At 70.0% G+C, this 26,271-nt stretch carries 25 protein-coding genes; 8 read left to right on the top strand and 17 right to left on the bottom strand.

Translation table 11 applies throughout. The annotated features are described in order from the left end of the window. Positions 1–5: 5 nt before the first annotated feature. Together HHX41_RS07145 and HHX41_RS07140 are read right to left on the bottom strand one after the other, a co-directional pair. Entirely contained in the window at positions 6–1,085 is a 1,080-nt protein-coding gene (locus HHX41_RS07145; RefSeq protein WP_182905268.1) for a DUF418 domain-containing protein, read from the bottom strand. A gap of 884 nt (positions 1,086–1,969) precedes the next feature. Next, positions 1,970–3,121 carry an acyl-CoA dehydrogenase family protein gene (locus HHX41_RS07140; protein ID WP_182905267.1) on the bottom strand — a complete coding sequence of 384 codons (1,152 nt, stop codon included), beginning with the start codon at positions 3,119–3,121 and terminating at the stop codon, positions 1,970–1,972. Between the two features lie 129 nt (positions 3,122–3,250). Between HHX41_RS07140 and HHX41_RS07135 the strand changes: the two genes are divergently transcribed. Beyond that, positions 3,251–3,895 (top strand): helix-turn-helix domain-containing protein, encoded by a 645-nt coding sequence (locus HHX41_RS07135; RefSeq protein ID WP_220503770.1) that lies wholly within the window; start codon positions 3,251–3,253, stop codon positions 3,893–3,895. Here the strand turns inward: HHX41_RS07135 and HHX41_RS07130 are convergent. The 3 genes from HHX41_RS07130 to HHX41_RS07120 form a co-directional block, all read right to left on the bottom strand. Further along, on the bottom strand, positions 3,846–4,382 hold the full coding sequence (locus HHX41_RS07130) for a cupin domain-containing protein (RefSeq protein ID WP_310741810.1): 537 nt from the start codon (positions 4,380–4,382) through the stop codon (positions 3,846–3,848). The two genes, HHX41_RS07135 and HHX41_RS07130, sit on opposite strands and share 50 nt — an antisense overlap. Before the next feature lie 4 nt (positions 4,383–4,386). Further along, positions 4,387–5,316: an AfsR/SARP family transcriptional regulator gene (locus HHX41_RS07125; RefSeq protein WP_182905264.1), complete on the bottom strand. Its 930-nt coding sequence runs from the start codon at positions 5,314–5,316 to the stop codon at positions 4,387–4,389. A gap of 64 nt (positions 5,317–5,380) precedes the next feature. Beyond that, entirely contained in the window at positions 5,381–5,842 is a 462-nt protein-coding gene (locus HHX41_RS07120) for a cupin domain-containing protein (protein ID WP_169989068.1), read from the bottom strand. A gap of 174 nt (positions 5,843–6,016) precedes the next feature. Between HHX41_RS07120 and HHX41_RS07115 the strand changes: the two genes are divergently transcribed. Further along, positions 6,017–7,066: a helix-turn-helix transcriptional regulator gene (locus HHX41_RS07115; RefSeq protein ID WP_182905263.1), complete on the top strand. Its 1,050-nt coding sequence runs from the start codon at positions 6,017–6,019 to the stop codon at positions 7,064–7,066. Positions 7,067–7,128: 62 nt separating this feature from the next. Here HHX41_RS07115 and HHX41_RS07110 read toward each other — a convergent pair whose 3' ends face one another. From HHX41_RS07110 to HHX41_RS07065, 10 genes are all read right to left on the bottom strand, one after another. Beyond that, positions 7,129–7,989 carry a TIGR03619 family F420-dependent LLM class oxidoreductase gene (locus HHX41_RS07110; RefSeq protein ID WP_182905262.1) on the bottom strand — a complete coding sequence of 287 codons (861 nt, stop codon included), beginning with the start codon at positions 7,987–7,989 and terminating at the stop codon, positions 7,129–7,131. A 74-nt stretch (positions 7,990–8,063) separates the two neighbouring features. Continuing rightward, positions 8,064–9,095, bottom strand: a complete 1,032-nt coding sequence (locus HHX41_RS07105; protein WP_182905261.1) for an ABC transporter ATP-binding protein — start codon at positions 9,093–9,095, stop codon at positions 8,064–8,066. Then, positions 9,092–9,862, bottom strand: coding sequence for a molybdate ABC transporter permease subunit (modB, locus tag HHX41_RS07100; RefSeq protein WP_182905260.1), 771 nt, complete (start codon positions 9,860–9,862; stop codon positions 9,092–9,094). The genes HHX41_RS07105 and modB overlap by 4 nt, the downstream gene beginning before the upstream one ends. A gap of 35 nt (positions 9,863–9,897) precedes the next feature. Then, complete coding sequence (modA, locus tag HHX41_RS07095; RefSeq protein WP_182905259.1) at positions 9,898–10,677, bottom strand: molybdate ABC transporter substrate-binding protein; 780 nt, start codon at positions 10,675–10,677, stop codon at positions 9,898–9,900. A gap of 8 nt (positions 10,678–10,685) precedes the next feature. Further along, entirely contained in the window at positions 10,686–11,096 is a 411-nt protein-coding gene (locus HHX41_RS07090) for a molybdopterin-binding protein (RefSeq protein ID WP_182905258.1), read from the bottom strand. Between the two features lie 81 nt (positions 11,097–11,177). Continuing rightward, positions 11,178–11,774 carry a class I SAM-dependent methyltransferase gene (locus tag HHX41_RS07085; protein ID WP_169989062.1) on the bottom strand — a complete coding sequence of 199 codons (597 nt, stop codon included), beginning with the start codon at positions 11,772–11,774 and terminating at the stop codon, positions 11,178–11,180. 124 nt (positions 11,775–11,898) lie between these two features. Then, positions 11,899–12,396, bottom strand: coding sequence for a hypothetical protein (locus tag HHX41_RS07080; protein WP_182905257.1), 498 nt, complete (start codon positions 12,394–12,396; stop codon positions 11,899–11,901). A gap of 117 nt (positions 12,397–12,513) precedes the next feature. Next, positions 12,514–14,301 (bottom strand): BTAD domain-containing putative transcriptional regulator, encoded by a 1,788-nt coding sequence (locus HHX41_RS07075; RefSeq protein ID WP_182905256.1) that lies wholly within the window; start codon positions 14,299–14,301, stop codon positions 12,514–12,516. A gap of 81 nt (positions 14,302–14,382) precedes the next feature. Continuing rightward, positions 14,383–15,201 carry a class I SAM-dependent methyltransferase gene (locus tag HHX41_RS07070; protein WP_182905255.1) on the bottom strand — a complete coding sequence of 273 codons (819 nt, stop codon included), beginning with the start codon at positions 15,199–15,201 and terminating at the stop codon, positions 14,383–14,385. A 132-nt stretch (positions 15,202–15,333) separates the two neighbouring features. Beyond that, on the bottom strand, positions 15,334–16,011 hold the full coding sequence (locus HHX41_RS07065; protein WP_182905254.1) for a winged helix-turn-helix transcriptional regulator: 678 nt from the start codon (positions 16,009–16,011) through the stop codon (positions 15,334–15,336). 87 nt (positions 16,012–16,098) lie between these two features. On the opposite strand from HHX41_RS07065, the gene HHX41_RS07060 reads away from it, so the two are divergent. Continuing rightward, complete coding sequence (locus tag HHX41_RS07060; RefSeq protein WP_220503769.1) at positions 16,099–17,085, top strand: PLP-dependent cysteine synthase family protein; 987 nt, start codon at positions 16,099–16,101, stop codon at positions 17,083–17,085. 63 nt (positions 17,086–17,148) lie between these two features. Here HHX41_RS07060 and HHX41_RS07055 read toward each other — a convergent pair whose 3' ends face one another. Continuing rightward, positions 17,149–18,273, bottom strand: coding sequence for a HupE/UreJ family protein (locus tag HHX41_RS07055; RefSeq protein WP_182905253.1), 1,125 nt, complete (start codon positions 18,271–18,273; stop codon positions 17,149–17,151). Positions 18,274–18,415: 142 nt separating this feature from the next. Beyond that, positions 18,416–22,360, bottom strand: coding sequence for a metallophosphoesterase (locus HHX41_RS41620; protein WP_182905252.1), 3,945 nt, complete (start codon positions 22,358–22,360; stop codon positions 18,416–18,418). A 271-nt stretch (positions 22,361–22,631) separates the two neighbouring features. On the opposite strand from HHX41_RS41620, the gene HHX41_RS07045 reads away from it, so the two are divergent. The 5 genes from HHX41_RS07045 (at position 22,632) to HHX41_RS07025 (ending at position 26,268) form a co-directional block, all read left to right on the top strand. Further along, positions 22,632–22,952, top strand: coding sequence for a neutral zinc metallopeptidase (locus HHX41_RS07045; protein WP_259400662.1), 321 nt, complete (start codon positions 22,632–22,634; stop codon positions 22,950–22,952). A 44-nt stretch (positions 22,953–22,996) separates the two neighbouring features. Then, positions 22,997–23,659 (top strand): DedA family protein, encoded by a 663-nt coding sequence (locus HHX41_RS07040; protein WP_182905251.1) that lies wholly within the window; start codon positions 22,997–22,999, stop codon positions 23,657–23,659. 215 nt (positions 23,660–23,874) lie between these two features. Continuing rightward, positions 23,875–24,846: a sporulation protein gene (locus HHX41_RS07035; RefSeq protein WP_182905250.1), complete on the top strand. Its 972-nt coding sequence runs from the start codon at positions 23,875–23,877 to the stop codon at positions 24,844–24,846. Between the two features lie 316 nt (positions 24,847–25,162). Next, a complete protein-coding gene (locus HHX41_RS07030) occupies positions 25,163–25,489 on the top strand; it encodes a hypothetical protein (RefSeq protein WP_182905249.1) in 327 nt (108 codons plus the stop codon). Positions 25,490–25,965: 476 nt separating this feature from the next. Beyond that, positions 25,966–26,268, top strand: a complete 303-nt coding sequence (locus tag HHX41_RS07025) for a hypothetical protein (RefSeq protein ID WP_182905248.1) — start codon at positions 25,966–25,968, stop codon at positions 26,266–26,268. The last annotated feature ends 3 nt before the right edge of the window (positions 26,269–26,271 follow it).

Genomic DNA, 26,271 nt, shown 5'->3' with positions numbered 1-26,271 from the left:
CGAGCTCATGGGGTCCTGCCCCGGTTGAGGGGCGGGCGGTGGGCCCAGGTGGCCCAGCGCCAGAGCCACTCGACGGGGCCCTGGCGGTAGCGGCGAAGCCAGAGAGTGGACATCAGCCACTGGGCCGTGAGAATGATTCCCGCGGCCTGGAACGCCGCCGGCAACGATTGGCCGATCGGCAGGCCGAGGACGCGACCGGCCGCCAGCACGAGGAGTGTGGCGGTCAGATAATTGGTCAGTGCCATCCGGCCCAGTGGCGCGAAGACGAACTGCAGCGCCGGTCGCAGCGGCGTTCTGAGCAGGATCAACAGGACGCACACATACACACCGGCGAGTAGCAGATCAGCCAGAGTAGACATGAAAGGCAGCTGCGTCGTGGCCCCTACGGCCCGCATGCTCGCCTGTACCCACAGGGCAGAGGCGAGTCCCGCCGCGAAGACCAGGCCCAGCAGGACCGGCCCTCGGGTGGACTGCTCGATCTGCTCGATCACCCCGTATCGGACCAGTGCCGAGCCCAGCAGGAACAGTCCGGCGATCAGCAGGGGCCCACCCCCGCCGATCATCGCCACCGTCACGAGCACGGCGGAGAGGCCGGCCACGGCCCACCGCGGCAGCCAGCTCGAGGGCAGCAACACCAGCATGCCGACGATGGCGTACTTGGTCAGGATTTCACCCGGCCACAGCAACATATGCACCAGCCCGATCGCGAGCAGCGCCAGAAGCCGGCGCAGCAGGACCAGCCGTGGCCGGAGGACGCGGTTCGCGGCGGAGTCCAGCAACAGCGAGAACCCGATGCCGAACAACAGGGAAAAGATCGGGAGCCCGAGCCAGGGGTCCCAGTTCCCCATGGGCTGCGTCGCAACGGCGGTGCCGCCGTTGGCTATCAGCTGGATGTTGGCGAGCAGGATCTCGCACAGCGTGAACCCGCGCAGTACGTCGAGCGCGATGATCCGGGGCCGGCCCGAGGAGAGCGCAGCGGCCTGGGGCCGATCGGCGGAGGCGGGCCCTTCGTATGGAAGACGATGACCGGGATGGCGGGCCGGGCCCTTGGGCGGCGAATCCTGGGGGAGTTCTTCGCGTGGCATGGGGCCTCATCCTGCAGGGCCCCCAGGGGGACGGCATCGGTCGAAAGCAGGGTCCGCAGCGCCCGAGATCGTACTTCCGGCCGACTCGTCGGCGAGGACGGTTACCTGACGGCATCTGGACGGCCGCCGGACACCCCGGAGGCGTATCGGGCGCGGTCACCGTGAAAGATCCAGCGGCCGGCCTGAGCGGACTGTGCTGGTCGGCGCCGGGCCTGCGGCGCAGGCCCTCGGGCGTGAAGGAGAAGGCGCCGGGAAAAGGGCCTGGCCGATGACGTACGGCGCGCACCACCGGTTCGGGGTGGACGCCCCGCAAACCGGTGTCGGGTGCGGTGTTCGCGAAGGCGTTCCACAGGTGAAGGCAGATCACGTCGTCGTCGCGATCGGCGGTGACGTAGGCGAGGGTCTTGGAGTAGAACGGGTTGGTTCCGCCGACCCACAGCGACGGGGGCCCGAACGTCTCAAGAACCTCGGACAACGTGCGGTCCCGCGCCACCCACTCGCCGATGTGGGCGCTCAACCGCTGGAACTCCGCCGCCGGCAGCGCCCGATCCAGCTCCAGCCAGCCGAGGCGATGAGCGATCTCGGCGTAGACGGAGGCCGTGGCAGGATCGGAGTCCCCTCCACTGCTGCTCATCGCATCCGATCATGACGCACCGACGCGATCCGGAGTATCGGTTCATCGGGATGAGCGAACGCATGCCGCTCCACCGCTACCAAGAGCATTCAGCCGACAGGCCACGCACCCACTTGAGCGCGAGGCCTGCCGGTACATGTTCCCCCTCATCGCGCCACCTCCGACTCGGAAGTTGCAGGTCAAGACCCTGATCGGTGGACCGCCGGCCGCAACCGGCAGGGCCGTGTGATCTCGGCGAGAAGGACAACGATCACGATGTACGCCGCGCGTCGGCCAGTGCGGCGGTGCCGGCCAGAGCCAAGGTCGCCTCGGGCGTGAGGGGGTGGAACGGACCGCCGCGAACGTCCCGGTATGCCCGTTCCAAGGGAGAGGTTCGGAAGAAGGCGGAACCTCCCACGACGTCAAGGGCGAGGTCGACGATGGCCTTCGCCTCACACACGGCGTGCCGCTTGGCCACCATCAGCGTGATCAAGGTCGGCTCGTCCGCCGGCGGATCGTCCCCGACTTCTTCGACGGCGGCGAGCAGCGCCCACCAGGCCACCCGCAGGCGGGCGTCCATCTCTCCCAGCTGACGTACCACCGCCGGAGCCGGGTCTCCGGCACGCGCGCCGAGGACGCGGAGCGCCTCGTCGTACGCCCCCCGCGCTATGCCCAGATACACCGCGCTCACGACGGGCGCGAAGTGGATGGCGGCGACCAGCAGCGGGCCCGCGAGCTTTCCGTACGGCCGGCGACCGAGGATCTTGTCCGCCGGAACGAACACGTCGTCGAACACGAGATCATGGCTGCCGGTGCCACGCATGCCGAGCGTGTCCCAGGTCTCGACCAGCGACACGCCGGGGCTGGACAGAGGTACTCCCGCGTGCAGCACCTCGGCGTCGGGTCCGGGCTCCCCGAGCACGGCCGAGGTGGAGATGACGTGGGCGACCGGCGCCTGCGAGCAGAACGACTTCCGTCCGGTGAACCGGTACCCGCCGTCGACCTCGACGGCCGTCGTCGTCGGGCACACCCAGTCCGATCCACCGCTGGTGGCCATGATCAGGCCGTCGGCGGCGATCCGGCGCAACGCGCCTTCGGCGTCCGGCGCGCCCCGGCGGTGCCGCCAGCACTGGACGAGGGTCATGTAGAGGTGCATGGCGGAGGCCAGCGCGGCCGATCCGGCATGACGGGCGAGCTCGCCCTCGGCCAGCACCACCTGACGCAGTGCGGCACCCAGGCCGCCGAATTCCGTGGGTACGGCCAGCCGCAGGTAACCGCGATCCTGCATCGCCCGGTAGCCCTCGGCGACGAAGGACGCGTTCAGGTCGTGTTCCGCCTCGCTCGGCGCGCATTTCAGGCCGACCTCGGCGGCCAGTGCGACCACGTCGGCGTCGTGCTGAATCGGGTTGATCGTGAACGTCATGAATCGACAGTAAGAACGCCGGACGCCCTCCCCTAGTACGAGATTTGTACCACCTGGTGATTTCGTCTCAGGGTTACGCTGATCGGCGTGGGATCCTCGTACGGACAATTCTGTCCTGTCGCGAAGGCGATGGAGCTACTCGACGAGCGCTGGACGCTCCTCATCATCCGGGAGCTGGTCACCGGAAGCCGGCACTTCAACGAGCTGCGCCGCGGGGTGCCGAGGATGTCCCCCTCTCTGCTGTCGAGGCGGCTCAACCGGCTGGAGCGGGCCGGTGTTCTGGAGCGCCGTCCCGACGGCAACCGGGTGCGTTACCTGCTCACCCCGGCCGGGCAGGAACTGCAGCCGATAGTGGAGGCACTGGGCGCCTGGGGCATCCGCTGGATTCCGGAGCTCGGCGACGAGGACCTCGATCCACATCTGCTGCTGTGGGACATGCACCGAAACGTCGACCACGACGTCATCCCCGAACAGCGGACGGTGGTGCAGTTCACCTTTCCCGACGCCCCGGTGCACACCCGCGACTGGTGGATGGTCATCACTCCCGGCGATGTCGACGTATGCGACGACGATCCCGGCTATCCGCTGACGGTGCAGGTGACCGTGGGCCTGCGGCGGATGACCGAGATCTGGCGTGGCGATCTCACCTGGTCCGACGCCCTCCGCTCCGGCGCTGTCGAGGTGCACGGCCCGGAGGCGCTACGCCGCGCTCTGCCACGGTGGTTCAGGCTCTCGACATTCGCCCAGGTCCCTCGTCCGCACCGCGTGAGCTGACGGACACAGGGAAGGGTCGTGCGCGCCGGAGCAGGTGCTGCTGCCAGACCTGGTTTTCGTCGAAGTGGTTGTCGTAGAGGTCCTGGGTGTCGAGGATGCTCTCCAAGGCGGCCTCGCCCTTGGCGACGCGCTGCAGTTGGCGGAAGTACTCGAAGCGCTCGATTCCGGGCGTGACGACGATCAGCAGATCGGCCTCGGTTCCGGGGGCGGCGGCGAAGGCATGGACGGCGCGGGGTGGGACCACGACCAGGTCTCCCTGCTCCGCCGTGAGGACGCGATCTCCGGTGAGGATCTCGGCCGCCCCCTGCAGGACGTAGAAGAGCTCGCTGGCCCTGGTGTGATGGTGCGGCGACGCTCCCGAGGCTCCCTGCCCGAGGGTGATCCGCTGAGCGCTGAGAGCTCCCCCAACCTGACTGCTGTCGGCATACAGTCGCCCGGTCACCTGGGCGACTGTGAGGATCTCGGTCTCCGCCTCTCGTACCACCACGACATCATGGGATGGAACAGGTAGTGACATATGACAGCGCCCCTTTCCTCGTTGGCAGAGTGTCCGTCTGTGGCGATGTCGCCGACACCTTCGGAGTGAGCCTGGTGGTCGCCTGACGCCGCACCCTCGCACGGCTGTTGCCGTGCAGCCGCACTACCTGCCGCGGGGTGAGCGAGGGATCCTGGCGCAGGATCCGATCCTCCATCAGGCGGATGCGGGCATCGGGGTCGAGCCCGAAGGCCTCGACCATCTGCCTGCGTCCTTCGGCGATGAGGGACAGCGCGTCCGCCTGCCGGCCCGCCTGGTAGAGCGCGTGCGCGGTGAGCGCACGCAGCCGTTCCCGGTGCGGGAAGGCCGCCAGCAGCCGTCCCAGTTCGGGGACCAGCGCAGGGCCGAGCCCCTGTGCCAGATCCGCCTCCGCCGCGTCCTCGATGAGGCCCCTGTGCAACTCGGCCAGGTAGTGCGCCTCGTCGCGGATCCATGGCCCGTCGGGAAAATCCTCCAGCGGCTCACCGCGCCACTCGGCGAGTGCCTTACGCAGCTCGGCCGACGCCTGCGCGCTGTGGCCCGCGGCGAAGAGCCTGCGGCCCTCCCGCGCCAGGATGTGCACCCGTCCGATGTCCAGGCACTCCTGCCGGACGGTCAGGCGGTAGCCCTTCGGACGCCTGGCGATGATCTCGTAGTCGCCGCGTCGCTCCGTACCCGGCTCGAGGATCCGGCGCAGCTTGGACACGTACGCGTGCAGGCTGCACACGGCGACGCGCCTGTTCGCGGTCTCCGGCCAGATCGCGTCGATGAGCTGCTCGATGTCGATGGTCTTGTCTGCCCTGAGCATCAGCGCGCCGAGCACCACACGCTGCTTTCTGTGGCCGAGATCGAGTGACGTGCCGTCGTCCGCCAGCACCGCCGTCTCACCGAGTAGCCGGAAGTCCATGATGTCCTCCATGAATGACGGAAGCCCCTGGCCGGGGCCTCCTCGGCCGGCCTGAATGAGAGGGCTATTGCGCGGGACGGCCGATGAAGGTGGTCCGGTTCCGCTCAGCGATCTCGGTGATGAGCGGAGCCAGTTCCTCCATCGCGCGCCCAGGGGGAACGTTCGCGTCGAGGTCGGCGAAGAGCTTTCCGGTGCCGTCGGTCAGGCTGAAAGCCAGGAACTTCGCGGCCTTGCTGCGCACCTCGATGGTGTGCACGGCACCGGTGGGGACCGTGATCGACTCGCCGGGGCCTATCTCGTACCGCTTGGAGCCCACCTGAACCGACATCCTGCCGTGCAGCATGTAGTACGACTCGGGCCAGGGGTGCCGGTGCGGCGGGACGAAGCTACCTCGCTCGCCGTCGATCTCGAACAACTCGTACTCACCATCGGTGTGCTCCGCGCCGACCTTCACCGTCGCGGTGCTGTCGACCGTGAACAGCTCCCTGCCCTCGCCGGCAAGGCTGTGGTGAACCTGCTGGGACATCGAATCTCCTTCCGTGGCATTGGGGTTGCGGTCCCTGCTGCTACCGCATTGCGCTCTCACGTTAAGAACCAGGTGCGGTTGCGCTCCATCCCACGCGAAGGGTGATCTCGCCCGGCCGGCACCCCCAGGAATCTGGGATGGTGGCCGGCGGCGGACTCTTCGATACTTGGGACCATGGTGAACCAGGCACGGGCCCACGAGGCCAGGCGCGCCTTGTCCGCCCTCGCGGCGACCGGCCTGAGCCCAGCCGACGTCCAGCAGGAGGCGGTCGACGTGGTCGGCAGGGTCGTGCCGTACGACGCCACCTGCTGGGCGGCTGTGGACCCCCAGACCATGCTCCCCACCGGTTCTGTGACGGTCGACCTCAACCCCTCCAGACAGCAGGAGGCGCTGTTCGCCGAGATCGAGTACGGTCCTTCTGACGGAAACAGCTTCGCCGACCTGGCGCGAAGCCAGGTCACCGTCTCCCGGCTCTCCGACCTGCCGTTCGGCGAGGTCATGCGCAGTCGGCGTTTCAACGAGCTCTACAAGTCCATCGGGGTGGCCTTCGATCTGCGCGCGTCCTTCGTCAGCGACGGTGCCTGCTGGGGGGTCGCCGGCCTGATGCGCGGCCCTGACGGACCCGACTTCTCCACGGCCGAGGCGGACTTCCTGGCCTCGGCCGCTCCGCTCATTGGCATAGCGCTGCGGACGGCGAACAGGAGCAGGATGCCCGGCACCAGTGCGGGCTCCGGCGGGCCGGTCGTGATCGTGCTCGGTGCCGGCGGCGAGTTCAAGGGCGCCACGCCCGCCGCCCTCGAATGGCTGGAGACCTGGCAGGCGACACGCCCCGGCTGGCTCGACGTCGCACTGCACGCGGTGGCCGCCACGCTGCCCGGTTCCCCTACGGGCACGGCGTACGCCCGCATGCGTGACATCTCGGGAACCTGGGTCGCGCTCCGCGCCGCGCGGTTGATGGCCCTGGACTCGCCGGCCGAACGGGTGCTCATCACCGTCGAACCGGTGGCCGCCGACGAGGTGATCGGCATCGTACTGACCTCCTACGCCCTGACCCCGCGGGAGCGAGAGGTGTGCGAGGAGGTCCTCACCGGCCGCTCCACCGCCGAGATCGCCGATCGGTTGCATCTGTCGGCCTACACCGTTCAGGACTACCTCAAATCGATCTTCGCGAAGGTCGGCGTGCGCAGCCGCAACCAGCTCGTCGGTCGTCTCCGCGGTTCCTGATCGAGGGGCAGAAGCCGGGCACACGACGCGACCACGCGCACGCGTGACCGGCCTCTCCCCCTTCAGGCCGTACGTGGTAGGCCGAACCGCTGGGCGAACGCGGACATCTCATCCCGCTGCCGCTCCGGTTCCGTGGCAGAGGGGCTGACGACGATGCGGGTCACGCCCTGCGCGGCGTACGTCTCGACGCGTTCCGGGGACATGTCGATCGACCCCCAGCGCGTGTACTCCAGCGCATCGGGATCGCGACCGGCCTCGGCGGCCGCCGTCCGGGCCAGTTCCCACTGGACGGCGCGTTCCTCCGGCGTGAGCGCGCCGCCGGGGAAGTAGCCGTCGCCGCGCCGCCCGGCGCGGCGCGCGGCGGCCCGGCTCGATCCGCCCACGTGGATCGGCAAATGGGTGACGTCATAGGGCTTGGGATAGCTGCACACGTCGTCGAAGCCGAAGAACTCGCCGCTGAAGCTGACGCCTTTCTCGTCCCCCTCCCACAGCAGCCGCAGCACGTCGATGGCCTCGTCGGCACGGCGTCCGCGGGTGCCGAAGTCGACCCCCGCCGCCTCGGCCTCGCCGGGCAGGGTGCCCAGCCCCACGGTCAGCAGCCGCATCCGTCCCTTGGACAGCACGTCGATGGTCGCCAGGCGCTTGGCCAGGACCACCGGGTGGTGGTACGGCAGCAGCAGCACGGCCGAGCCGAGCAGGAGGCGTCGCGTGGCCGCCGCGACGAAGTTCAGGCAGTCGAGCGGATCGGGATAGGGCAGCGTCGGCGGGATCTCGAAGGAGCCGATCGCGGCGCCGGGATACAGCACGATGTGCTCCGGCAGGTACAGCCCCTCGAAGCCGCAGTCCTCGGCATGGCGGGCATAGGTCACGAGCCTGTCGGGGTCGAGCCCGCCGGCGGTGGAACAGGCGATCGCGAATTTCATCGAGGCTCCTCGGGCCGGTGTTCGCGATCACGCTAGAACCTTGCCGCAGGCGTCAAGGCAAGGGCGGAGCCGGCTCAGGCCGGGTAGACGTGGGTCTCTGTGGCCTTGACCGCGGCCCAGACCTCCTGGCCGGGGGTGAGATCGAGGTCGGCGGCGGCCGACGGGGTGACGTCGGCGGCCAGCGCGATCGGCCCGTGGAGGTGGACGCGGACGTTGTCGCCGTGCCGTTCGATGCCGTCGATGGTGGCCTTCCACAGGTTGCGGGGGCTGCCGTCGGGACGGGTCCGGTAGAGGGCGACCGCGGACGGCGGGAAGGCGACGAAAGCGGGCCCGGCCAGGCGTTCGGCGCTGCTGAAGCGCACCTCGCCCACGGCGACGTGGTTTCCGTCGGCCTCGCCCCGGTAGAGGTTGAGCCCGACGAGGCGGGCGACGTAGTCCGTACGCGGATGGCGGGCGATCTCGCCCGGGGTGCCGGTCTGCACGACGGCGCCGTTCTCGACGACCACGAGCCGGTGGGCCAGGACCATCGCGTCGAGCGGGTCGTGGGTGACCAGGACGGTCGCGCCGTCGAAGGCGGCCAGGTGACGGCGGAGTTCGGCGCGGATCTCCAGACGGGTGTGGGCGTCGAGGGCGGCCAGCGGCTCGTCCAGCAGCAGCAGTCGGGGCCGTACGGCCAGCGCGCGGGCGAGTGCGACGCGCTGCGCCTGCCCTCCGGACAGGTGCGCGGGCCGGGCGTGGGCGTGGCCGGCGAGGCCGACACGGTCGAGCAGGTCGGCGGCGACGCGGCGGGCGGCGGCCCTGCGGAGACCCTGGCACCGCGGCCCGAAGGCGACGTTGTCGAGGGCGGACAGGTGCGGGAACAGCAGGTAGTCCTGGAAGACGACGCCGATCCGGCGGCGTTCCGGCGGCAGCCGGTGCACCTGCGCGCCGTCCAGTTCGACGCGTCCGCCGTTCAGGGGGGTGAGCCCGGCGAGGCCGCGCAGCGCGGTCGTCTTGCCCGCGCCGTTGGGGCCGAGCAGCGCGACCACTTCGCCCGCCGCCGCCCGCAGTTCGACGTCCAGGCGGAAGCCGGGACGCTCGACGACAAGGTGGGCGTGCAGACTCATGCCGTACCTGTCCAACGGTCGCGCAGCCCGGCCAGCACGATCACCGAGACCGCGAGCAGCACCAGGCTGAGCACGATGGCGGCGTCCGGATCGGTCTCCAGCGCCAGGTAGACGGCCAGCGGCATGGTCTGCGTCCGGCCGGGGAAGTTGCCGGCGAAGGTGATGGTCGCGCCGAACTCGCCGAGTGCGCGGGCCCAGCACAGGACGGCCCCCGCCAGCACGCCGGGGGCGACCATGGGCAGGGTGACGCGGCGGAAGACCGTCCAGCGGGAGGCTCCCAGGGTCGCGGCGGCCTCCTCGTAGCGCTGGTCGGCCGCGCGCAGCGCCCCTTCCACGGCGATGACGAGGAACGGCATGGCGACGAACGCCTCGGCGACGACGACTCCCGTGGTGGTGAAGGGCAGGGAGACGCCGAAGGCGTCGTACAGCCACTGCCCGGCGAGCCCGCGGCGGCCGAGCACCAGCAGCAACGCGACGCCGCCGACGACCGGTGGCAGGACGAGCGGCACGGTGACCAGGGCCCGCAGCACGCGCCTGCCCGGCAGGGTCGTACGGGCCAGCAGCCAGGCCAGCGGCACGCCGAGCAGCAGGCAGACCGCGGTCGCGATGGTCGCGGTCACCAGGGAGAGCCGCAGAGCCTCCAGCACCAGCGGCTCGGCCAGCCGCTGGGGCAGGGACTGCCAGGGGGCGCGGGCCAGCAGCCCGGCCAGAGGGAGGACCAGGAAGGCCAGGCCCACGAGCGCGGGCACCAGAAGCGGCCACGGCATGCGCGCCCGTGGGCCCCGCACTCGTACGGGCCCGGTCACGGCGCCTGGAAACCGGCCTTGGTCAGCACGTCCCTGCCCTGCTGCGACAGCACGAGATCGACGAACTGCCTGGCCAGGTCGGGTGCGGGCGCCTTGGTGAGCGCCGCGATCGGGTAGTCGTTGACCGCTTGACCGGCCTCGGGGAAGTCGATGCCCCTGACCTTCCCACCGGAGGCGATCACGTCGGTGCGGTAGACGAGCGCCGCGTCGACCTCACCGAGCCTGACCTTGGTGAGCGTCGCCTTGACGTCCTGCTCCAGGGTGACGGGGGTGACCTTGACGCCGGCCGCGTCGAGGGCCTTGACCGCCGCGGCGCCGCAGGGCACCTGCTCGGCGCACAGGGCGACCTTGACCTTCGGGTCGGTCAGGTCCTCGAGCGACGCGACCTTGGCCGGATTGTCCTCGGGGACGGCGATCTGGAGCGTGTTCCTGACGAACACGGTGGGCGCGGAGGCCAGCCCGGCGTCGGTGACCGTCTTCATCGTGGCCGGGCTCGCGGCGGCGAAGATGTCGGCGGGAGCGCCCTGCGTGACCTGTTGTGCCAGCGTCGCGCTGGAGCCGAAGTTGAAGGTGACCTTCGTGCCGGAGTGGGTGCTCTCGAACTGCCTGCCCAGCTCGGTGAACGTCTCGGTCAGGGACGCCGCGGCGAACACCGTCAGCGAGGGCGAACCCCCACCTGCGGACGCGGGAGCGGCCGTACCCGAGGAGGAGCCGCAGGCCGTCAGGCATAACACCGAGGCGAGGACTGCGGCCAGGGACAGACGTGTGAGCACCACAGCTCCTTCTACTGACTCGCGACGCGCGCGTGGCCGGGGATCTCGACGACGACGTTGGTGGACTTGACGACGGCCACCGCCATCACCCCCGGCTCCAGGCCGAGCTCGTCGGCCGCCTGACGGCTCATCAGCGAGACCACGCGGAACGGCCCGGCGGCGATCTCCACCTGGGCCATCACCGCGTCCCTGATCACCTCGGTCACGATCCCGCGTAGGCGGTTGCGCGCCGAGGAGACCCCGGTGCGCTCGTCCGCCTCGGTCTGCGCCCGGGCGAACGCGGCGAGGTCGGTGCCGGCGATCAGGCGGTGGCCGTTCTCGTCGCGGTGCGCGGCGAGCCGCCCTCCGTCGACGAGACGCCGTACGGTGTCGGCGCTGACCCCGAGCACCGCGGCGGCTTCGCTGATCCGGAACATCGTCACCGGCACCACCTTACGCCGCAGTCGCCAACCTGGCGACCTTTGTTTGCTCGCAAAAGCACTGCCATAGTCCGTTTCCATCTCTCATCTGCGAGCAAGCGCAAGATAACGCTCATCGGTGTCGTGGTAGTCGACCAGGGTCCACCCGGCGGTGTCCAACAGGGGACGGAGGTTGTGCTGGGCCCGTACGTCGCCGGCGGTCAGGGCGCGGCCGCGCCGCGCCGCGAGCACCGCCCGGCCCACGGGGTGGAACAGCGCCAGCCTTCCGCCGGGCCGGGTCACCCGGGCCAGCTCGGACAGCACGGTGACCGGCTGGAGGACATGGGAGATCAGCCCGGACGCCAGCACGCCGTCGGCCACGCCGTCGCGGAGCGGAAGCCGCCCGACGTCGGCGACCAGCAGCCGGCCGTGGTCGCCCCGCCCCCGTTCGCGGGCCGACAGGATCATCTCCGGGGTGACGTCGACGCCCACCACGCGCCCTGCCGCCCCGACCGCTTTCCGCAGCAGGGGGAAGGCGCGGGCCGTTCCACAGCCGGCGTCGAGGGCCAGCCCTCCGGCCGGCAGGGCCATCTCGGCGATCGCGGCGGCGAAGGCCGGGCCGTCGTCGGGATACTTCTCCTCCCAGGTGGCCGCCTTCGCGGCGAAGAACTCCCTGGTCTCCTCAAGGGATCGATCGTTCATCGTCTTCGTCTCCTCTGCCGAAGGAGGTGGATGAACGATTCGACCACGAACTCCCTCCCCGCCACCGCCCGTAGAAGCACGGCGATGATCGCGAGCCCGTACGCAAGATCGCGGGACCCTCCCTCTAGCAGCCGAGCGTCGTCCGTTTCGGCGGCCCGAAGCCGGTGTCGACGGCTTTACCCCACCAACCCGCAATCGTGTTCGTCTGGATTCCGTACGTGTTGCCGCCGGCGTTCCTGAACCACACCCCGAGGTACACCTCGTCACGGTCGAGAAGGTCTTCGTCCAAGTACTCCGCGTAAACGGTCCACTTGATCTCCTTCGTGACCGGATACGGGACGGGGAATGCACACTGGGCCGGGTAGGAGACGATGAGGTCGTCGCCGACCGTGTCGTCCGCCCAGAGGTTGACCTTCCATATGGTGTCACCGGCGTTGTTGGGAAGGCAGCGGACGGTCAGTTCCACGTATTCCTTCGAGTAGCTCTTGGGGTAGCGCCACGTCAGCTCGCAGCGACCGGCCTGGGCGGCGCTCGCCTGTGTCGTGGGCAGCAGTGCCAGGCTCAGTGCCGACGCCGTGGCGGACGCGGCAAGCCGGACGAGTCTTCCCCTTGATGCCTTCATGTTCGTCTCCCGTGTTCGTTCACGTTGCCCGCGCCGCACTCCGGCCTCTCGGGCTTTTCAACTGATGGGGCGTGACACCCGCGCCGTCGGACCGGACTCGCGATCTCGTCGTCCGCCTCATCGTGTCGACGCGGGATCGTCGAGCAGCCGGGTCAACGCGGGATTGTCGATGTCCGCGCCGAGCAGTCGGGCGGCTGTGAGCGCCGTCCGGTCGCCGAGCCGGTATCGGTGGACGTGGGCACGCACCACGAGTTCGCGCATGTCGCACCGGGCGGCCAGCGAGGCCAGGGTCTCGGCCAGTCGCCTGGCTCGATCCGTCGCGCCGTGGTCCAGGGCCGCGGTGATCGCGGCGTCCAGCACGTAGGCGTGCACCCATTGGTAGCGGTCGGGCATCCGGGTGGACCGGGACGTCGCCTCGGCGAACCATTTGGTGGCGGTTACGTGGTCGCCCCTGCCGGCGTTGAGCACGGCGAGACCGCGGGCAGCCATGCTCTCCCAGCACGGGTCGTTGACCTGGCAGGCCAGCGCCCAGGCTTGTTCGAGCCGATCGGCTGCGCCGCCGACGTCGCCGAGGCAGGTGTCGACTTCGCCGCGCAGGGCCTGCGGCCAGGGAAGGAACGCCATCCAGCGCTGTTGCCGGACCAAATCCAGGGAGCGTGTCAGCGCGGCGGTGGCCAGGCTGTACTCAGCGCGCAGAAGGTGCGCACGCGCCAGGATCGACAACGACCACGCCTGCTGACGGTCGTCACCGCAGCCGGTGGCCCGCTCCACCGACTCACGCAAAGCCTGGAAGGCGGCCGGGTAGTCACCGCGGTCGGAGGCGTTCATGCCACGAACCCCGAGGATCGCGGCGAGCTCCTCGTCGGTCTCGGCGAGCGCCTGGGCCTTCGCAAGCCAGGCGTCAGCGGTCTTCAGCCGACCCGCCTGGACCTCGACGAAGCCCAGTTCGCGATGCGCGGTCACCGCGGTGGCGCGGTCGCCCGCGCCGGTGGCCAGCAGTATCGCCTCCTGGAGGACGACCGTCCCTTCCTCGTCTCGGCCCCGCGCCGCGTGGACCAGCGCACCTCCCAGGGCTGCCAGCGCACGCCCCTGCAGGGCGGCATCCCGGCAGCGAGCCGCTTCGGCCACGGCCCGTCGCAGGCACTGGAGGCCGGCGTCGACCGCCCCGGCCACGATGGCGGCCCGGCCGGCGTCGAGCTGGCTGGAGGCCGCGGCCCGGCCGCTCAACGGCAGCGCCATCGGAGAACCCGGGACCGCGGTCGCCGCCTCCCGAAGCGCCGGGGAGGCCTCGATTCCGAGTTCGCGTCGCAGGATGTCCTCGCATACCGCGATCTGGCGCAGGGCCGCGCTTCGATCTCCCGCCACCGTCAAGGTTCGGACCAGCAACTCGTGGTTGCCTTCCTCCAGCGGGTTGTACGCCACGGCGCGCGAGGCGTAGGGAATCGCCTCACCCGCTCGCCCCGCTGCCAGCAGGCCGACCGCGACCTGCCGCAGCCGCCCCTCCACCAGTGCCGAGACGCGGTGCCGCTCCACCGACAACCACGAATCGAACTCCGGGCTCGACGCAGGCTCGGCACCTTCGAGGAGCTCACCGTTGAACAGCAACAGCGACGCCGGGTCGGCGTGTTCGTCGGTGAGCAGGTCAAGGTCGACCCTCACGTCGTCAACGAGCCGGGTGACAAGGGGATCGCCGCTGATCACGTCGCCGAAAGCCCGGCGTAGCTCGGCGAGCGTCCACCGCAGCGCTCCCAACGGGTCGTTGGCGTCGCAGAAAAGCAGCTCGGCCACACGTTTACGGCTCGGTGGACGCTCGGCCAGCAGCAGGTAGGCGAGCAGCGCCCATGTCTTACGGCCTCTGGGGGGACGGACCGCCGCGCCGTCCCGTTCGACAGCCGGTGGCCCCACTAGCCGGATCATCAACATGCGGCACCCTCCGCTTGTGATTCACGCCCCGGGGGAGGCATCAGGCCGACGTCTTGAGTCGAATCAGCTCCTGCGAACGCCGACCACTTCGAGGTACTCCGCGGGAGCGACCAGTGTCCCGTCGGAGACGCGGTTGTGGTGCAGGGCGACCTGGGCGAGGTCTCCGGAGAACTGGTCCAGATCCTTCTCCGACAGCGTGCCGGCCAACCTGGTGATGGGCCCGTAGAACTCACGGAACCACTCCGAGAAGTGCTCGGGCGAGTGATACCGGAACACATACTCCCGCTTGGCGAAGCCGATCCACTCCACGCGTTCCCCGAAGAGCTCGTCGAGGTGTTCCTGGGTGCCCCACAGGGCCGGCGGACGTACCCCGGACGGCGGCGGCGCCCACTTCGCCACTGTCTTGAACATCTGACCGACCATGCTGGTCGGGGTCCAGCAGGCGAGTGCGATCTTGCCCCCCACTGCCGTCACCCGCACCAGCTCGTCCGCTGCCTGTTGGTGATTCGGCGCGAACATGACGCCCACGGTGCTCAGCGACAGGTCGAAGGAGCCGTCGGGGAACGGCATGTTCTCCGCGTCGCCGTCGACGAAGGTCACCGGCACCTGCTCGACCGCCGCCCGCCTCCGGCCCACCTCCAGCAGGTTGGCGGCGTAGTCGAGGCCCGTGGCCTCGGCGAACCGCAGGGCTGCCGCGATCGCCGCGTTGCCCTGTCCGCAGGCGACATCCAGCACCCGCTGCCCGGCCCGTACGTCTGCCGACTCCACCAGCAGCTCGGCCATGATCTGCAGAGTGTGGCCGACCCGCGTGTAGTCGCCGGTCTGCCAGCCCGTCCGCTGCGCCTGCTTGATCGATGCGAAATCGACCGTCGTGCTCGTCATCAGATCCTCCTTGGACCGCGTCGCCGCCGTCGGCGACCGTTGACCTCAGCGAACACGCGGGCCGTGTGACGGTCCGTGTGACGATCCGGCCCACGCCTGCGATCGCTTACCGGGCATCGGCCGCCGCCACGATCAGCGGGAAGGGGAGGGCTGCTCCAGGCCGAGGGCTTCGGGAGTGAACACATAGCGTTTGAACCAGCGGTGCATCTGGCGCTCCAGGGCTCGGTCACCGTGCACGCGTACTCCCGGCTGCCGCAATAGCTCGGCCCAGGAGAGATCACCGAGCCACCACCGGGTCGCCGCTTCCGTCGGGGATGTGAGCCAGACATCGACGGGAGCTCCCGTGTCCTGCCGGCACAGGTTGACGCTCACCCGGGACAGATGCAGCCAGTATCTGCGGTCGGCCGGCGGACGGTCGGTGAACTCGATCGCGAGTACGACGGTGCGCTCGGGCAGGGCGGCGGCGTCCACCCGGCGTTGCATGTCCCAGGTCAGCGCGGCTGTGTCGAGATCGTCCTCGGTCAGGGCCGCGCTGTCGGTGGCGACCGCCCATCGTGCCAGCTCCCGCACCACCGGAGCCAGGGCGGTGCCCGCCTCCGTGAGCCGGTAATCGTTGTCGACAAGGCCTGCCGCGCGTAGTGCGCGTAGTCGCGCGGACAGGGTCGCTCGCGGAATGCGGGGCAGGCCGCGGCGGATGTCGGTGAAGGTTGACGCGCCGAGCAGCAACTCCCGCACGATCAGCAGTGTCCACCGCTCGCCCAGCAGTTCCAGAGCACGCGCGACCGCGCAGAACTGGCCATATCCGTTCACTGCTGCATGGTAGGCGCGAAGGGCGGGATAAGCGGGTTCAAATTTTGAACTGGTGACGCCGGCACGACCGGTTCGACGATCGAAGCCGTGAATGCGGGCATCGAAAGGACCGGCGGCATCATGGGCATCAGCGGCGACGTATTGGAGACGATCGGAAACACTCCGCTCGTGAGGCTGCGCAGGGTCGCGCCACCCGGGTGTGCGGAGATCTTCGTCAAGGTCGAGGGCCAGAATCCGACCGGCAGCATGAAAGACCGCATGGCGCAGTCGATGATCGCCAGGGCCGAGAACGACGGGCGGCTGACGCCCGGCGACACCGTTGTCGAATACACCGGCGGCAGCACCGGCGCTTCTCTCGCCCTGGTCTGCGCGGCGAAGGGATATCGCCTGCGGATCGTCAGTTCCGACGCCTTCAGCGAGGACAAGCTCATCCAGATGGCGGCGTTCGGCGCGGAGCTCACCCTCATCCCCAGTGAGGGAGGAATGATCACGAAGGCACTGATCCTGAGCATGATCGACACCGCCAGGGAGCTCAGCCGCCGGCCGGGCGCCTACTGGACCGATCAGCTCAACAACGCCGACAGCATCGCCGGCTACCACCCGATGGGCGAGGAGATCTGGGAGCAGACGGGCGGGCGCGTCGACGTTTTCATCCAGTCGATCGGTACGGCGGCCTCGCTGCGCGGGGCGACGGCTCCCCTCAAGCGCCGCTATCCGGGGCTCCGGGTCATCGCCGTCGAACCGGCCGAATCCGCCGTGCTGTCCGGGGGCCGGCCGGGCGCCCACCGCATCGAAGGCATCGGCATCGGCTACCTGCCGCCTATGTGGGATCCCGCCCTCGTGGACGAGATCGTCCCGATCGCCACCGGCGACGCCGAGGAGATGGCACGGCGTCTGGCTCGGGAGGAGGGGTTGTTCACCGGGACCTCGTCCGGCGCGAACGTCCTCGCCGCGATCCAGGTCGGACAACGCCTCGGGCCGACCGCCAGGATCGTGACCCTGCTGGTGGACTCGGGGCTGAAATACCTCAGCACCGGCGTGTACCGTCGCCGGCCGCACCACCTCCCCCGATGAACCACCATGGTCGCCCACGTGTTGACGCATGACGCGCCCCGAGCCGAATCCGGGTCGCTACCGTCAGAGCGACAGCGGGATGCGGTCGACGCACCAGTAGAGGCTGACGGCCACGATGGGGACCGACATGGCGGCGGTCACCCAGCGCACCGCGGACGTACGGCGCAGCAGCACCAGCAGCGGGAAGAACACCGCGGTGATCAGCAACTGGGTCGCCTCGATGCCGACGTTGAAGCTCAGCAGCGACAGGAGCAGCTCCCACGACCCCTTCTCGTCGATGTCCAGCGCGCTCGCGAAGCCGAGCCCGTGAACCAGGCCGAAGGCGAAGACGATCGGCAGCCGCCACTTGCCCAGTTTGTCCTCATCGCGGCCCAGGAGGTTGGCGACGGCCACGACGATGATCGATACCGCGATGACCGGCTCGACGAGCACCGCGGGAACGTTCACGATCCCCAGCGCCGCCAGGAGGAACGTGATGCTGTGGGCGGCCGTGAACGCGGAGGCCGTGACGACGACGTCGCGCAGGCGGCGCGCGCCGATGAGGAGGGCGAGCAGGAACAAGATGTGGTCGAGGCCGGACAGCAGGTGCTCGGCGCCGAGCAGGAAGAACTCCCCGATCTGGTGCGAGGCCCGGTGCTCGCCGACTCGCAGCGTCGGGTTCCCTGCGGTCAGCACCGCGGAGCCCGTCGTGCCGTCGAGTGTGTAGCCGACGATCGTCTCCGTGCTGTGCACGAAGCTCTCCGCGTCGGGGAAGAGCGCACTGGAGATCGCGTGCCCTCCCCCGCCGTCGCCCGCGCAGTGGTAGTCGAGGGTCACCACCGCGTACGCCACCTTGCCGCGGTCGCGCACGCCCGCGTCGCCCACCTGGGTGGGCGTGCAGTGCGTGTCGCCGTACGCCACGGCGAAGCGGCGCGTGACGTAGTCGGCGACGGCGGCGTGGTTCTTCTTGAGCTGGCGGAGTTGCTCGGCCCGCTCCTTCGCGTCGTACGCCTCGGCGTAAAGCCAGGCCGACTTCATGAGGAGGTCGTACTCCAGGTCGAGCACGACTCTGACGTCCGCGCCCGTTCCGGTCACCGTGGCGTGCGCCTTGGTGGTCGCGTCGTGCGCCGCCGCCGGAGCGGAGAACGCCATCAGCCCGCCGAGGGCGAAGGCGAGAGCGAGGACGGCGGCGGACAGCCTGCGAGACATGTCGCGTTCTCCAGGTTCGAGGAGGTCCGGGTTTCGGGGGTCCGGGATTCGAGGGGTCCGAGTTCGAGCGGGTCCGAGTTCGGGGGGAGAGGCCGCCCCGGACGCTCCGCGTCGACGCGGGGGTCCGGGGCGGCGATGACGGTTACCTGCGCTGGAACCAGCGGTAGAGGGGCGAGTCCGGTCCCCACTTACCGGGGCGGCCGTGCTCGTCCTTCGTGACGAAGACGCTCGGCTCGGAGGCGGTCACGCCGCCGCCGGTGGAGCGTGCGGTGACGAACCAGGCGTATGCCGTGTCGCCCTTGAGACGCTCCCAGGTCACCGAGGCCACCTGACCCGACGGGACCGTGCTCGTGCCGACGACCCGGGTGGGCTTGTAGATCGCCAGCGAGTCGGTCGTGAAGCTCGTCGTACGCGTGGTGAGATCGACCGGCAGCACCATGTTGTCCTCGCGGCCGTCGTAACGGCGCAGCGGGTCGAACTCACCCGCGCCGAAGTCGTTCAGCAGCGGTGAGTAGGTGTCCACCGTCAGCTCGGCCCGCTTGACGTCGAACTGCAGCAGCCGGAAGAAGCTCGCGCCGAACTGGAGCTGGTCGTCCGGGTTGTATCCGCCGACCTGGGTGAGCCCGAGGCGGTCAGCCGAGACCGTGTAGAACTGGTAGTCCGCCAGCAGTTCGACGACGCCCTTGCCGACCTGGCCGACCTTCGGCTTCACGTTGGTGGCCACGCCGTGCTCGTGCCCGGCGAGGATCAGGAAGACATTCGGGTTCTTCTCGACCACCGTCTTGTAGAGCATCGAGCCGTCCGGCGCCGAGAATGCCGCGCCGCGTCCGTCGGGGTTGGTGCTCGGCACGAGGTAGTCGTGCGAGAGCAGGATGCCGTTGCGGTCGGGGAACCGCTTGAAGACGGAGTCCGCCCACTCGGCCTCCTCCCGCGTGACGCCGTACGACAGGCCGACCACGACGAAGTCCAGCCCGCCGGCCGAGAACAGGTCGTAGTGGTTCTGGTTGTCGCCCTCCTTCCACGGCCCGCCGTACTCGGCGTGCTGCCAGCCCTGCGCCGCCGTCTGGTAGCGGCCGGGGCCGTAGTACGCGTTGTAGATCGCCCCCGGCCCGTCCTCGGTGCCCGACTGGTTGTCGTGGTTGCCCGCGATCACGCCGTTCGGGATCTTCGCCTCGTCCAGGACGCGCTGCTGCTTGGACGACACCTCGAACTCGCCGACGACCTGCCGCCGCGCGGCCTCGTCCGCGGGCTTGCGGATGTTGTTCTCGATGATGTCGCCGGTGTGCGCGACGTACGAGATCTTGCGCTGGTCCTTGTTGTCCTTGATCCAGTCGACGATCCCGGCGTACGCGGACTCCCACACCGCGCGCTCCTCGGCGGTCTCCTGCTCCACCGCGCCCTCCGACAGGTACTGCGTGTCGGTGAAGTGGACGATCGAGAAGTCGTACGTGGAGGGGTCGGCGAAGCCGTTCGGGTCGCCGGGGTCGATGTCGTCGGCGAACGGGTCCTCTCCCGTCACCATCACGTGGACCTGCTGGCCGTCGACATACTGATCGCCGACGACGGCGGTGAGCGCGGTCTGGCCCTCGGCGGCGCCGCGGGAGCTCGTGAGCAGGTCCCAGGCCCGGGTCCTGGTGTTCCACGCCCGCAGCGACACCAGGCGCTCGGGGTCGATGACGCCCTCCCAGCGCAGGACCGGCGCGTCCACGTGGCCCTTCACCTGGATGTCGTACCGCTGGTAGGTGACGTCCCGGCCGGCGGGCGCGTCGAGCGTCGCGCCGTCGGCGGGCTCCAGCCCCGCGGCCTTGACCTTCTTCTCACCGGGCGCCTTCAGGGTCGTGGGGACGGTCTCGGCCACGCCCTGGAACGCCTGGTTCGGGGTCAGGATGTCGGCTTCGGAGAACGTCGCCTTGACCTCGCCGCCGCCGGGCTCGGCGACCTTCGCCGACAGCGTGACGGAGCCCGACACGTCGACGGCTCCGGACGCCGGGGTGAGCTGGGCGGGTGCGTCCGGGATGCCGGCGGACTCGAACGAGATCTCCCGGGCGGCGGTGTTGCCGAGCGAGTCCGCGGCGGTCACGGCGAGGGTGTGCGAACCGGGCCGCAGTCCGGGGCCCACCTGGGCGCCCAGCGCGATCGGCTGCCCGTCGAGTGTGACGTCCGGCCCGGACACCACGCCGGAGGCGTCCTCCAGCTTGACGTCCAGCACGACGGAGGCGGTGATCTTCTCGCCCGCGGCGGGGACGCTCGTGGCGACCTTGGGCGCCGAGTTGTCGGTGATCAGCGTACGGGTGGCGGTCTCGCCCGTGGTCGAGGTCGCGGCGATGGTGTGCTTGCCGTCCTTGATCGCGGTGGTGTCGAGATCCGCGCTCAGGCCGCCGGCGGGGGCGTCCACGAGGAACTCGAGGTCGATCTCGGTCAGCAGGTTCACGTTGTCGCCGCAGTTGCCGTCGCCCATGCTGTAGGAGCTCTTGAGCATCTGACCGGTCGCCGTGCCCCGCACCGGGGTGAGGGCGATGTTCGAGATCGCGAAGTCGTCGCGGTTGTTGCCGCATGACGTCGGATAGGTGCCGGCCACGAAGTCGATCGTGTTCCAGCCGGGCACGAGGTACTCGTTGGGGAAGGTGAAGTCGACCCGCCGGCTCACGAAGTCGCCGTCGAGCACGACCTTCCGCCCGTTCACGAGCAGGTAGTTCTGGTAGCGCGCCTCGATCGAGTTGGTGCCGACGGTGAAGCTGAGGGTCGCGTCACCCGAGCCGAGCGTCCGGACGACGTGCACCGCCGGGGCGTCGATCGTGTAGCGCAGTTCGACCTCGCGGAGGGCGGTCTGGCTGCTGCCGCAGGTGCCGTCGCCCAGGTCGTAGGACGGCTTGATGTCCTGACCTTTCACGGTGGCGCCGTCGAGGGCGAGGTCGAGGTTCGCGATGGTGAAGTCGTCGCGGTCGGCGCCGCAGGACGCCTTCCAGTCGCCGGTCACGACCTTGACCGTGTTGTCGCCGGGCACCAGGAACCGGGCGGGCACGGCGACCGTGACACGCCTGCCGGCCCAGGTGCCGCCCAGGTCGACACGCTTGCCGTTGACGAGCAGGAAGTCGTCGTACTTGTCCTCGATCGCGTCCGCGCCCACGTCGAAGCTGAACGTGGCCGCGCCGTTGCCCAGGGTGGCCTTCGTGGCGGGCTCCGCGCCGTCGACGGTGAGGGACGAGACGCCGCCCGCACCGGCGGCCGGCACGGTCGCGTGGATCGGCGTGGTGCGTGCCACCAGCGTGCCGTCCGTCGGCAGCAGCCGGGGCGCCCCGGCCGGCGCGTTGTTCACGGTCACGGTGTGCTTGACCGTGGCCCCGGACGCGGCCTTGGCGGCGATGGCATGCTCGCCGTTGGCCAGCGTCGTGGTGTCCAGGTCCGCCGCGAGACCCGTGGTGCTCTGGGGGTCGCCCTTGACGAAGAACTTCAGCGTGGCCTGCTTGAGCAGCGCGGTGTTCGAGCCGCAGTTGCCGTCGCCGAAGGACAGGGTGTAGGGGTTGTCCTCCCCGTCCGCGACCTCACCGAGCAGTTCGAGGCCCACGTCGGACAGGACGAAGTCGTCGAAGTTGGTGCCGCACGAGCTCTGGATCGTCCCGGCGAAGATCTCGATGGTGTTCTCGCCCTTGACGAGGTGTTCGTTCGGGATCTCGATGGTCGCCCGCTCGCTCACGTGGTCGCCGATGTCGCTGCGGTAGACGCCGTTGACCAGCACGTAGTTGTGGTATCGCGCCTCCGTCGAGTTCGAGCCGACGTCGAAACGGAGCTTCGACACGCCCACCGTACGGGTCGCGTTCAGAGCGGTGCCGTCGACGGCGAGCTCGGTCACGCTGTCACCGGCCGCGGCCGGGACCGCCGTGACCTTGACCGTGCCCTCGATGTACGAGCCGCCGGCGGGGCTGAGGGTGGGCGGGGTGGGGGAACCGGTCGGCGTCGGGCTGGGGCGTCCACGACCCGCTACCTGCGGGTCCGGGTCGGCGTGCGCCGCCGTCACGACGCCGCTGACGAGCAGCGTCGCGACCATGGCGATCACGGCGGCCACGGCGAGACGCCCTCGCCTGCTCACGCCTCCCAGCAGCTTTCTCGCTGCCACTGGCTGCATCAGGTGCAGTCCCTTCCATCACGTTGCATAAAGCGCCGATAAAGCGACGCGGTCTCGAGCGGTCACAGTGGATCTCGTGAGTGAACGAGGTGCGTGAAGAGACTGAAGCAAAGGCGAACTATCGCCTCATTCTGGTCATCCGTTACAAATCGGAACGACTGGGTCGCAGGGCCCGCAATTCCGCAAAGCACACAACCTTGCCAAAGTTTGTACGGATTTATCCCTATATGTCCAAATGGGGCTGTCTACCGGAGGAGCGCCGGATGAGCGAACGGCGACCGTCGGGGCACCACGGCGGACATCCATCCAGGAGGCTCTGGACGCCGCGGCGGCGGTGGGCGACGACAGGATCCGGGAGCGCACCCAGGGCAGGGTGGAGCCTGAGGGGTGGACGCGCGGGAGCTCACGGCAGCGGGTGAAGTGGGTTCACCACGGGATACAAGACCGGCGCCCCCGCCCGGTGCGACACATTCTCCGGCACCATCTGACGTTTTCTCCGCGGGCGCGACGCTTACCGAGGTTTTCCCGCCGTGAGCTACTGACGTTCCCGGTGTGACGTGCATTGTGGGGAGGAGTCGTCGCGGCGGCGGGGGGCAACCGATGACACAGGGGCTGCACCAGTTCATGGCGATGGCGGGCCCGTGGGCCTACCTGGTGGTCGGGCTGATGGCCTGCGCGGAAACGGCGGCGCTCCTCGGGCTCGTGGTGCCGGGCGAGCTCACCTTGCTGATGGCCGGCTTCCTCGCCTTCACTGGGCACGTGAGTCTGCCGCTCATGATGGCCGTGGCCGGTGTGGGCGCGATCGCCGGGGATTCGATCAGTTACCGGATCGGCCGGCGGCTGGGGCCTCGCGTGCGCGACAGCCGGCTGGGCCGCCGGGTGTGCGCGGAGCGCTGGGACCGCACCGAGGACTACCTGCGGCGGCGCGGCGGCTGGGCCGTCCTCCTCGGCCGATGGGTCGGTCTGCTGCGCGCCCTGATCCCCATGCTGGCCGGCATGGGACGCCTGCCGTACGCCAGATTCCTCGCCTTCGAGGTGCCCGGCGGCCTGGCCTGGGGGGCGGGCACCGTGGGGCTCGGGTACGCCGCGGGAGGCTCGTACGGGCTGGTGGAGCAGGTCTCCAATCGGGCCGGCCTCCTGGCGGTGGCCGGGCTGGTCGTCCTGGCCGCCGTCGGCCTGGGCGTCCACCGGCTGACCCGGCCGCGCCCGCCGGTCGCACGCCGCCCGGGCCGCGCGAGGACCACACCCTCCGGCCGCCGGTGAGGGCGGCCGCCCTCGTTCGGGTGTGCGCGACCCTGGTGGCCCGCCCTCGTTCGGGTGTGACGCGACCCCGGCGGCCGTCGCGTGACAGCGCTGCCCCACCGGACCGTTGACCGACGGAAGCGCGATCTTTACCAGCCGGCGGAACCCAACCCCGGGGCTTGATCGTTCAGGTGGGCGGCTGACACACCTCATCGACCGTCTACAGGGAGAAACACGTGGTCTTCAAGCGGATGCTGGGCGCTCTCGGGGTGGGCGCCCCCTCGGTGGACACCGTACTGACCACTCCGCGGGTCCGGCCGGGCGGCGTGCTCACGGGCGAGGTGAGACTGTCCGGCGGCGACTTCGACGCCGAGATCGAGGAGGTCACTTTGGGCCTCGTCGCCGGGGTGGAGCTCGAGCACGGCGACGGCGAGAGCGCGGGGCTCGGCGAGTTCTCCCGTGCCCGGGTTTCCGGTCCGTTCACCCTGCGCGAGGGCGAGAACCGGAGCATCGCCTTCCAGATCCCGGTGCCGTGGGAGGCCCCGATCAGCGAGATCGGCGGGCAGCACCTGACCGGCATGGCGCTCGGCGTACGCACCGAGGTGGCCATCGCCAAGGCCGTCGACAAGGGCGACCTCGACCCCGTCGCCGTCGAGCCGCTCCCCTCCCAGCTGCGCGTCCTGGAGGCGTTCCTCCAGCTCGGCTTCGCCTTCAAGTCGGCCGACCTGGAGGCGGGCCACCTGCACGGCGTGCGCCAGGAACTGCCGTTCTACCAGGAGATCGAGTTCTACCCGCCGCCGCGGCAGGCCGGCGTTGTGGGGGAGGTCGAGCTCACCTTCGTGGCCGACCCCGCCGGTCTGGAGGTGATCCTGGAGGCCGACAAGCGCGCGGGCCACCACTCCGTCGACGCCATCGGCCGCTTCCGTGTCAGTCACGAGGACGCGGCACGCATGGACTGGGCCGGGGAGATCGACCGCTGGCTCACCGGGCTGGCCCAGTACGGGGCACCGTACGGCGGCCACGGCGGTTACGAGCACGGGCACGAACCTCATTTCCACGGAGGCCACCACGAGCACCACAGCGGCCCGGGCTGGGGCGCGGTGGCCGCGGCCGGCGCCGCCGGAGTGGTCGGCGGCCTGGTGGCGGGCGAGATCGTCGAAGAGATCTTCGAGGGCGACGAGGACGAGGGCGGGGACGGCGACTGGTAGGTTCCGCCCCGCCACCTGTCCGCCGCCCGCGACGCCGTCGCGTGCGTCACGGGTAGATGGCGGGCCCTCGTTATGAAGCAGCTGCCGGCCGTGGTCTCCGGGACAGGAGACCACGGCCGGGAGCCCGGACCGGGCGTTCGACGCGTACGCACACCGGGGACACGCACGGAACACCCGTCGGGAGGGCGGGGAGACGTGTCGGCACCGCTCGCGACATTGCCGTCGCTTGATGTGTCGCCGTCCATGAACGTGATCGACGGCGTTGTACCGTGTCAGCGGTCACATTGAGTGACTTCGAAGCAACAGGAGGTTACGCATGATTCAGCGACTGCTCCTGGCCGGCGCGGCCTGCGCCGCCGGACTCGTCGTCATGGCGCCGATCGCGGCCTCGGCCGAGACGGCCGCCCCGCGGCAGACGGCCACGACCGCACAGGCCGGCCTGCCGGCTCACGCCGCCGGCTGGGGACACGACTGGGGACACGGGTGGGGTCGCCCCGCGGGCTACCGCTGGGGCAACGGCTACTGGAGCCGCCCACTCGGCTACTGGAGCCGCCCGCTGGGCTACTGGAGCACCCCGGTGGTCGTCGTGGACAGCCTCTACGACGACTGCGCGGCCGACTACTACGCCACCCCCTGCGACTGATCCATCACGATAGGGGCGCCATGAGAGAAGGCCCCCGAGCATCGCGAGCACGACCCTCGATCGAGCATGGGCTCGGCGGGGGATTTTAAAACCCCAGGTTGTCAGCAGATTCTGCTGACAACCTGGGGCCAAAGCCGACCAGGATCGCCAGATCTCGGATACCGTTCGTAGTCATTGCGTCTCTCTTCGCGCACAACACGACTTCCTCGGATCCGGAGCGCGTGATGAACGGCCAGGACAGACCTCGCCCACACCGTCCCACCAGGCGAGCCCCCTACGGTCCCACCAGGCGAGCCCCTTACGGTCCCGTCCGCGCGGCCGGGCCCAAGCCGCCGCCGTACGTGCCCTCTCCCCCCGGACGACACCGCGGCACCGGTGACGAACCTCTCAGCCGGCACGAGCCGGAGCCCGAGCCCTCCCCGTCTCCGGCGCCCGGGCGGCATCGCTCCCTGCCCCGCCCCAAGCTGATCCGTTCCGTGGTCGTGACCGGGGTCGCGGTCCTGGCCGCCGCGAGCGTCTGGGCGAGCACCGACGCCGCCGGTCCGGCGCCGGGCACGCCTCCGCCCGGCGGCATCGTGGCCACGACCACCCCCGATGGTGCGATCCCGCCCGAGACCGCTCCGTCGAAGCCCGCGCCACCGCCGACCGAGCACGACGCCCGCTCGATGCGCGGTGGGAAGGCACTGCCGATGCGGGCGCGGCACCATGGACCCGCCCGTTCGTCCAGGCGCACGCGGCCTCCCACCGCGCGTCCCCGCCCGCACGAACCCGGCTTCTAGCCG

This window comes from Microbispora sp. H13382 (genome assembly GCF_014161445.1).
Lineage (GTDB): Bacteria > Actinomycetota > Actinomycetes > Streptosporangiales > Streptosporangiaceae > Microbispora.
Note: the sequence above shows the minus strand (reverse complement) of the source record. Positions and strands in the feature narration are given on the sequence as shown.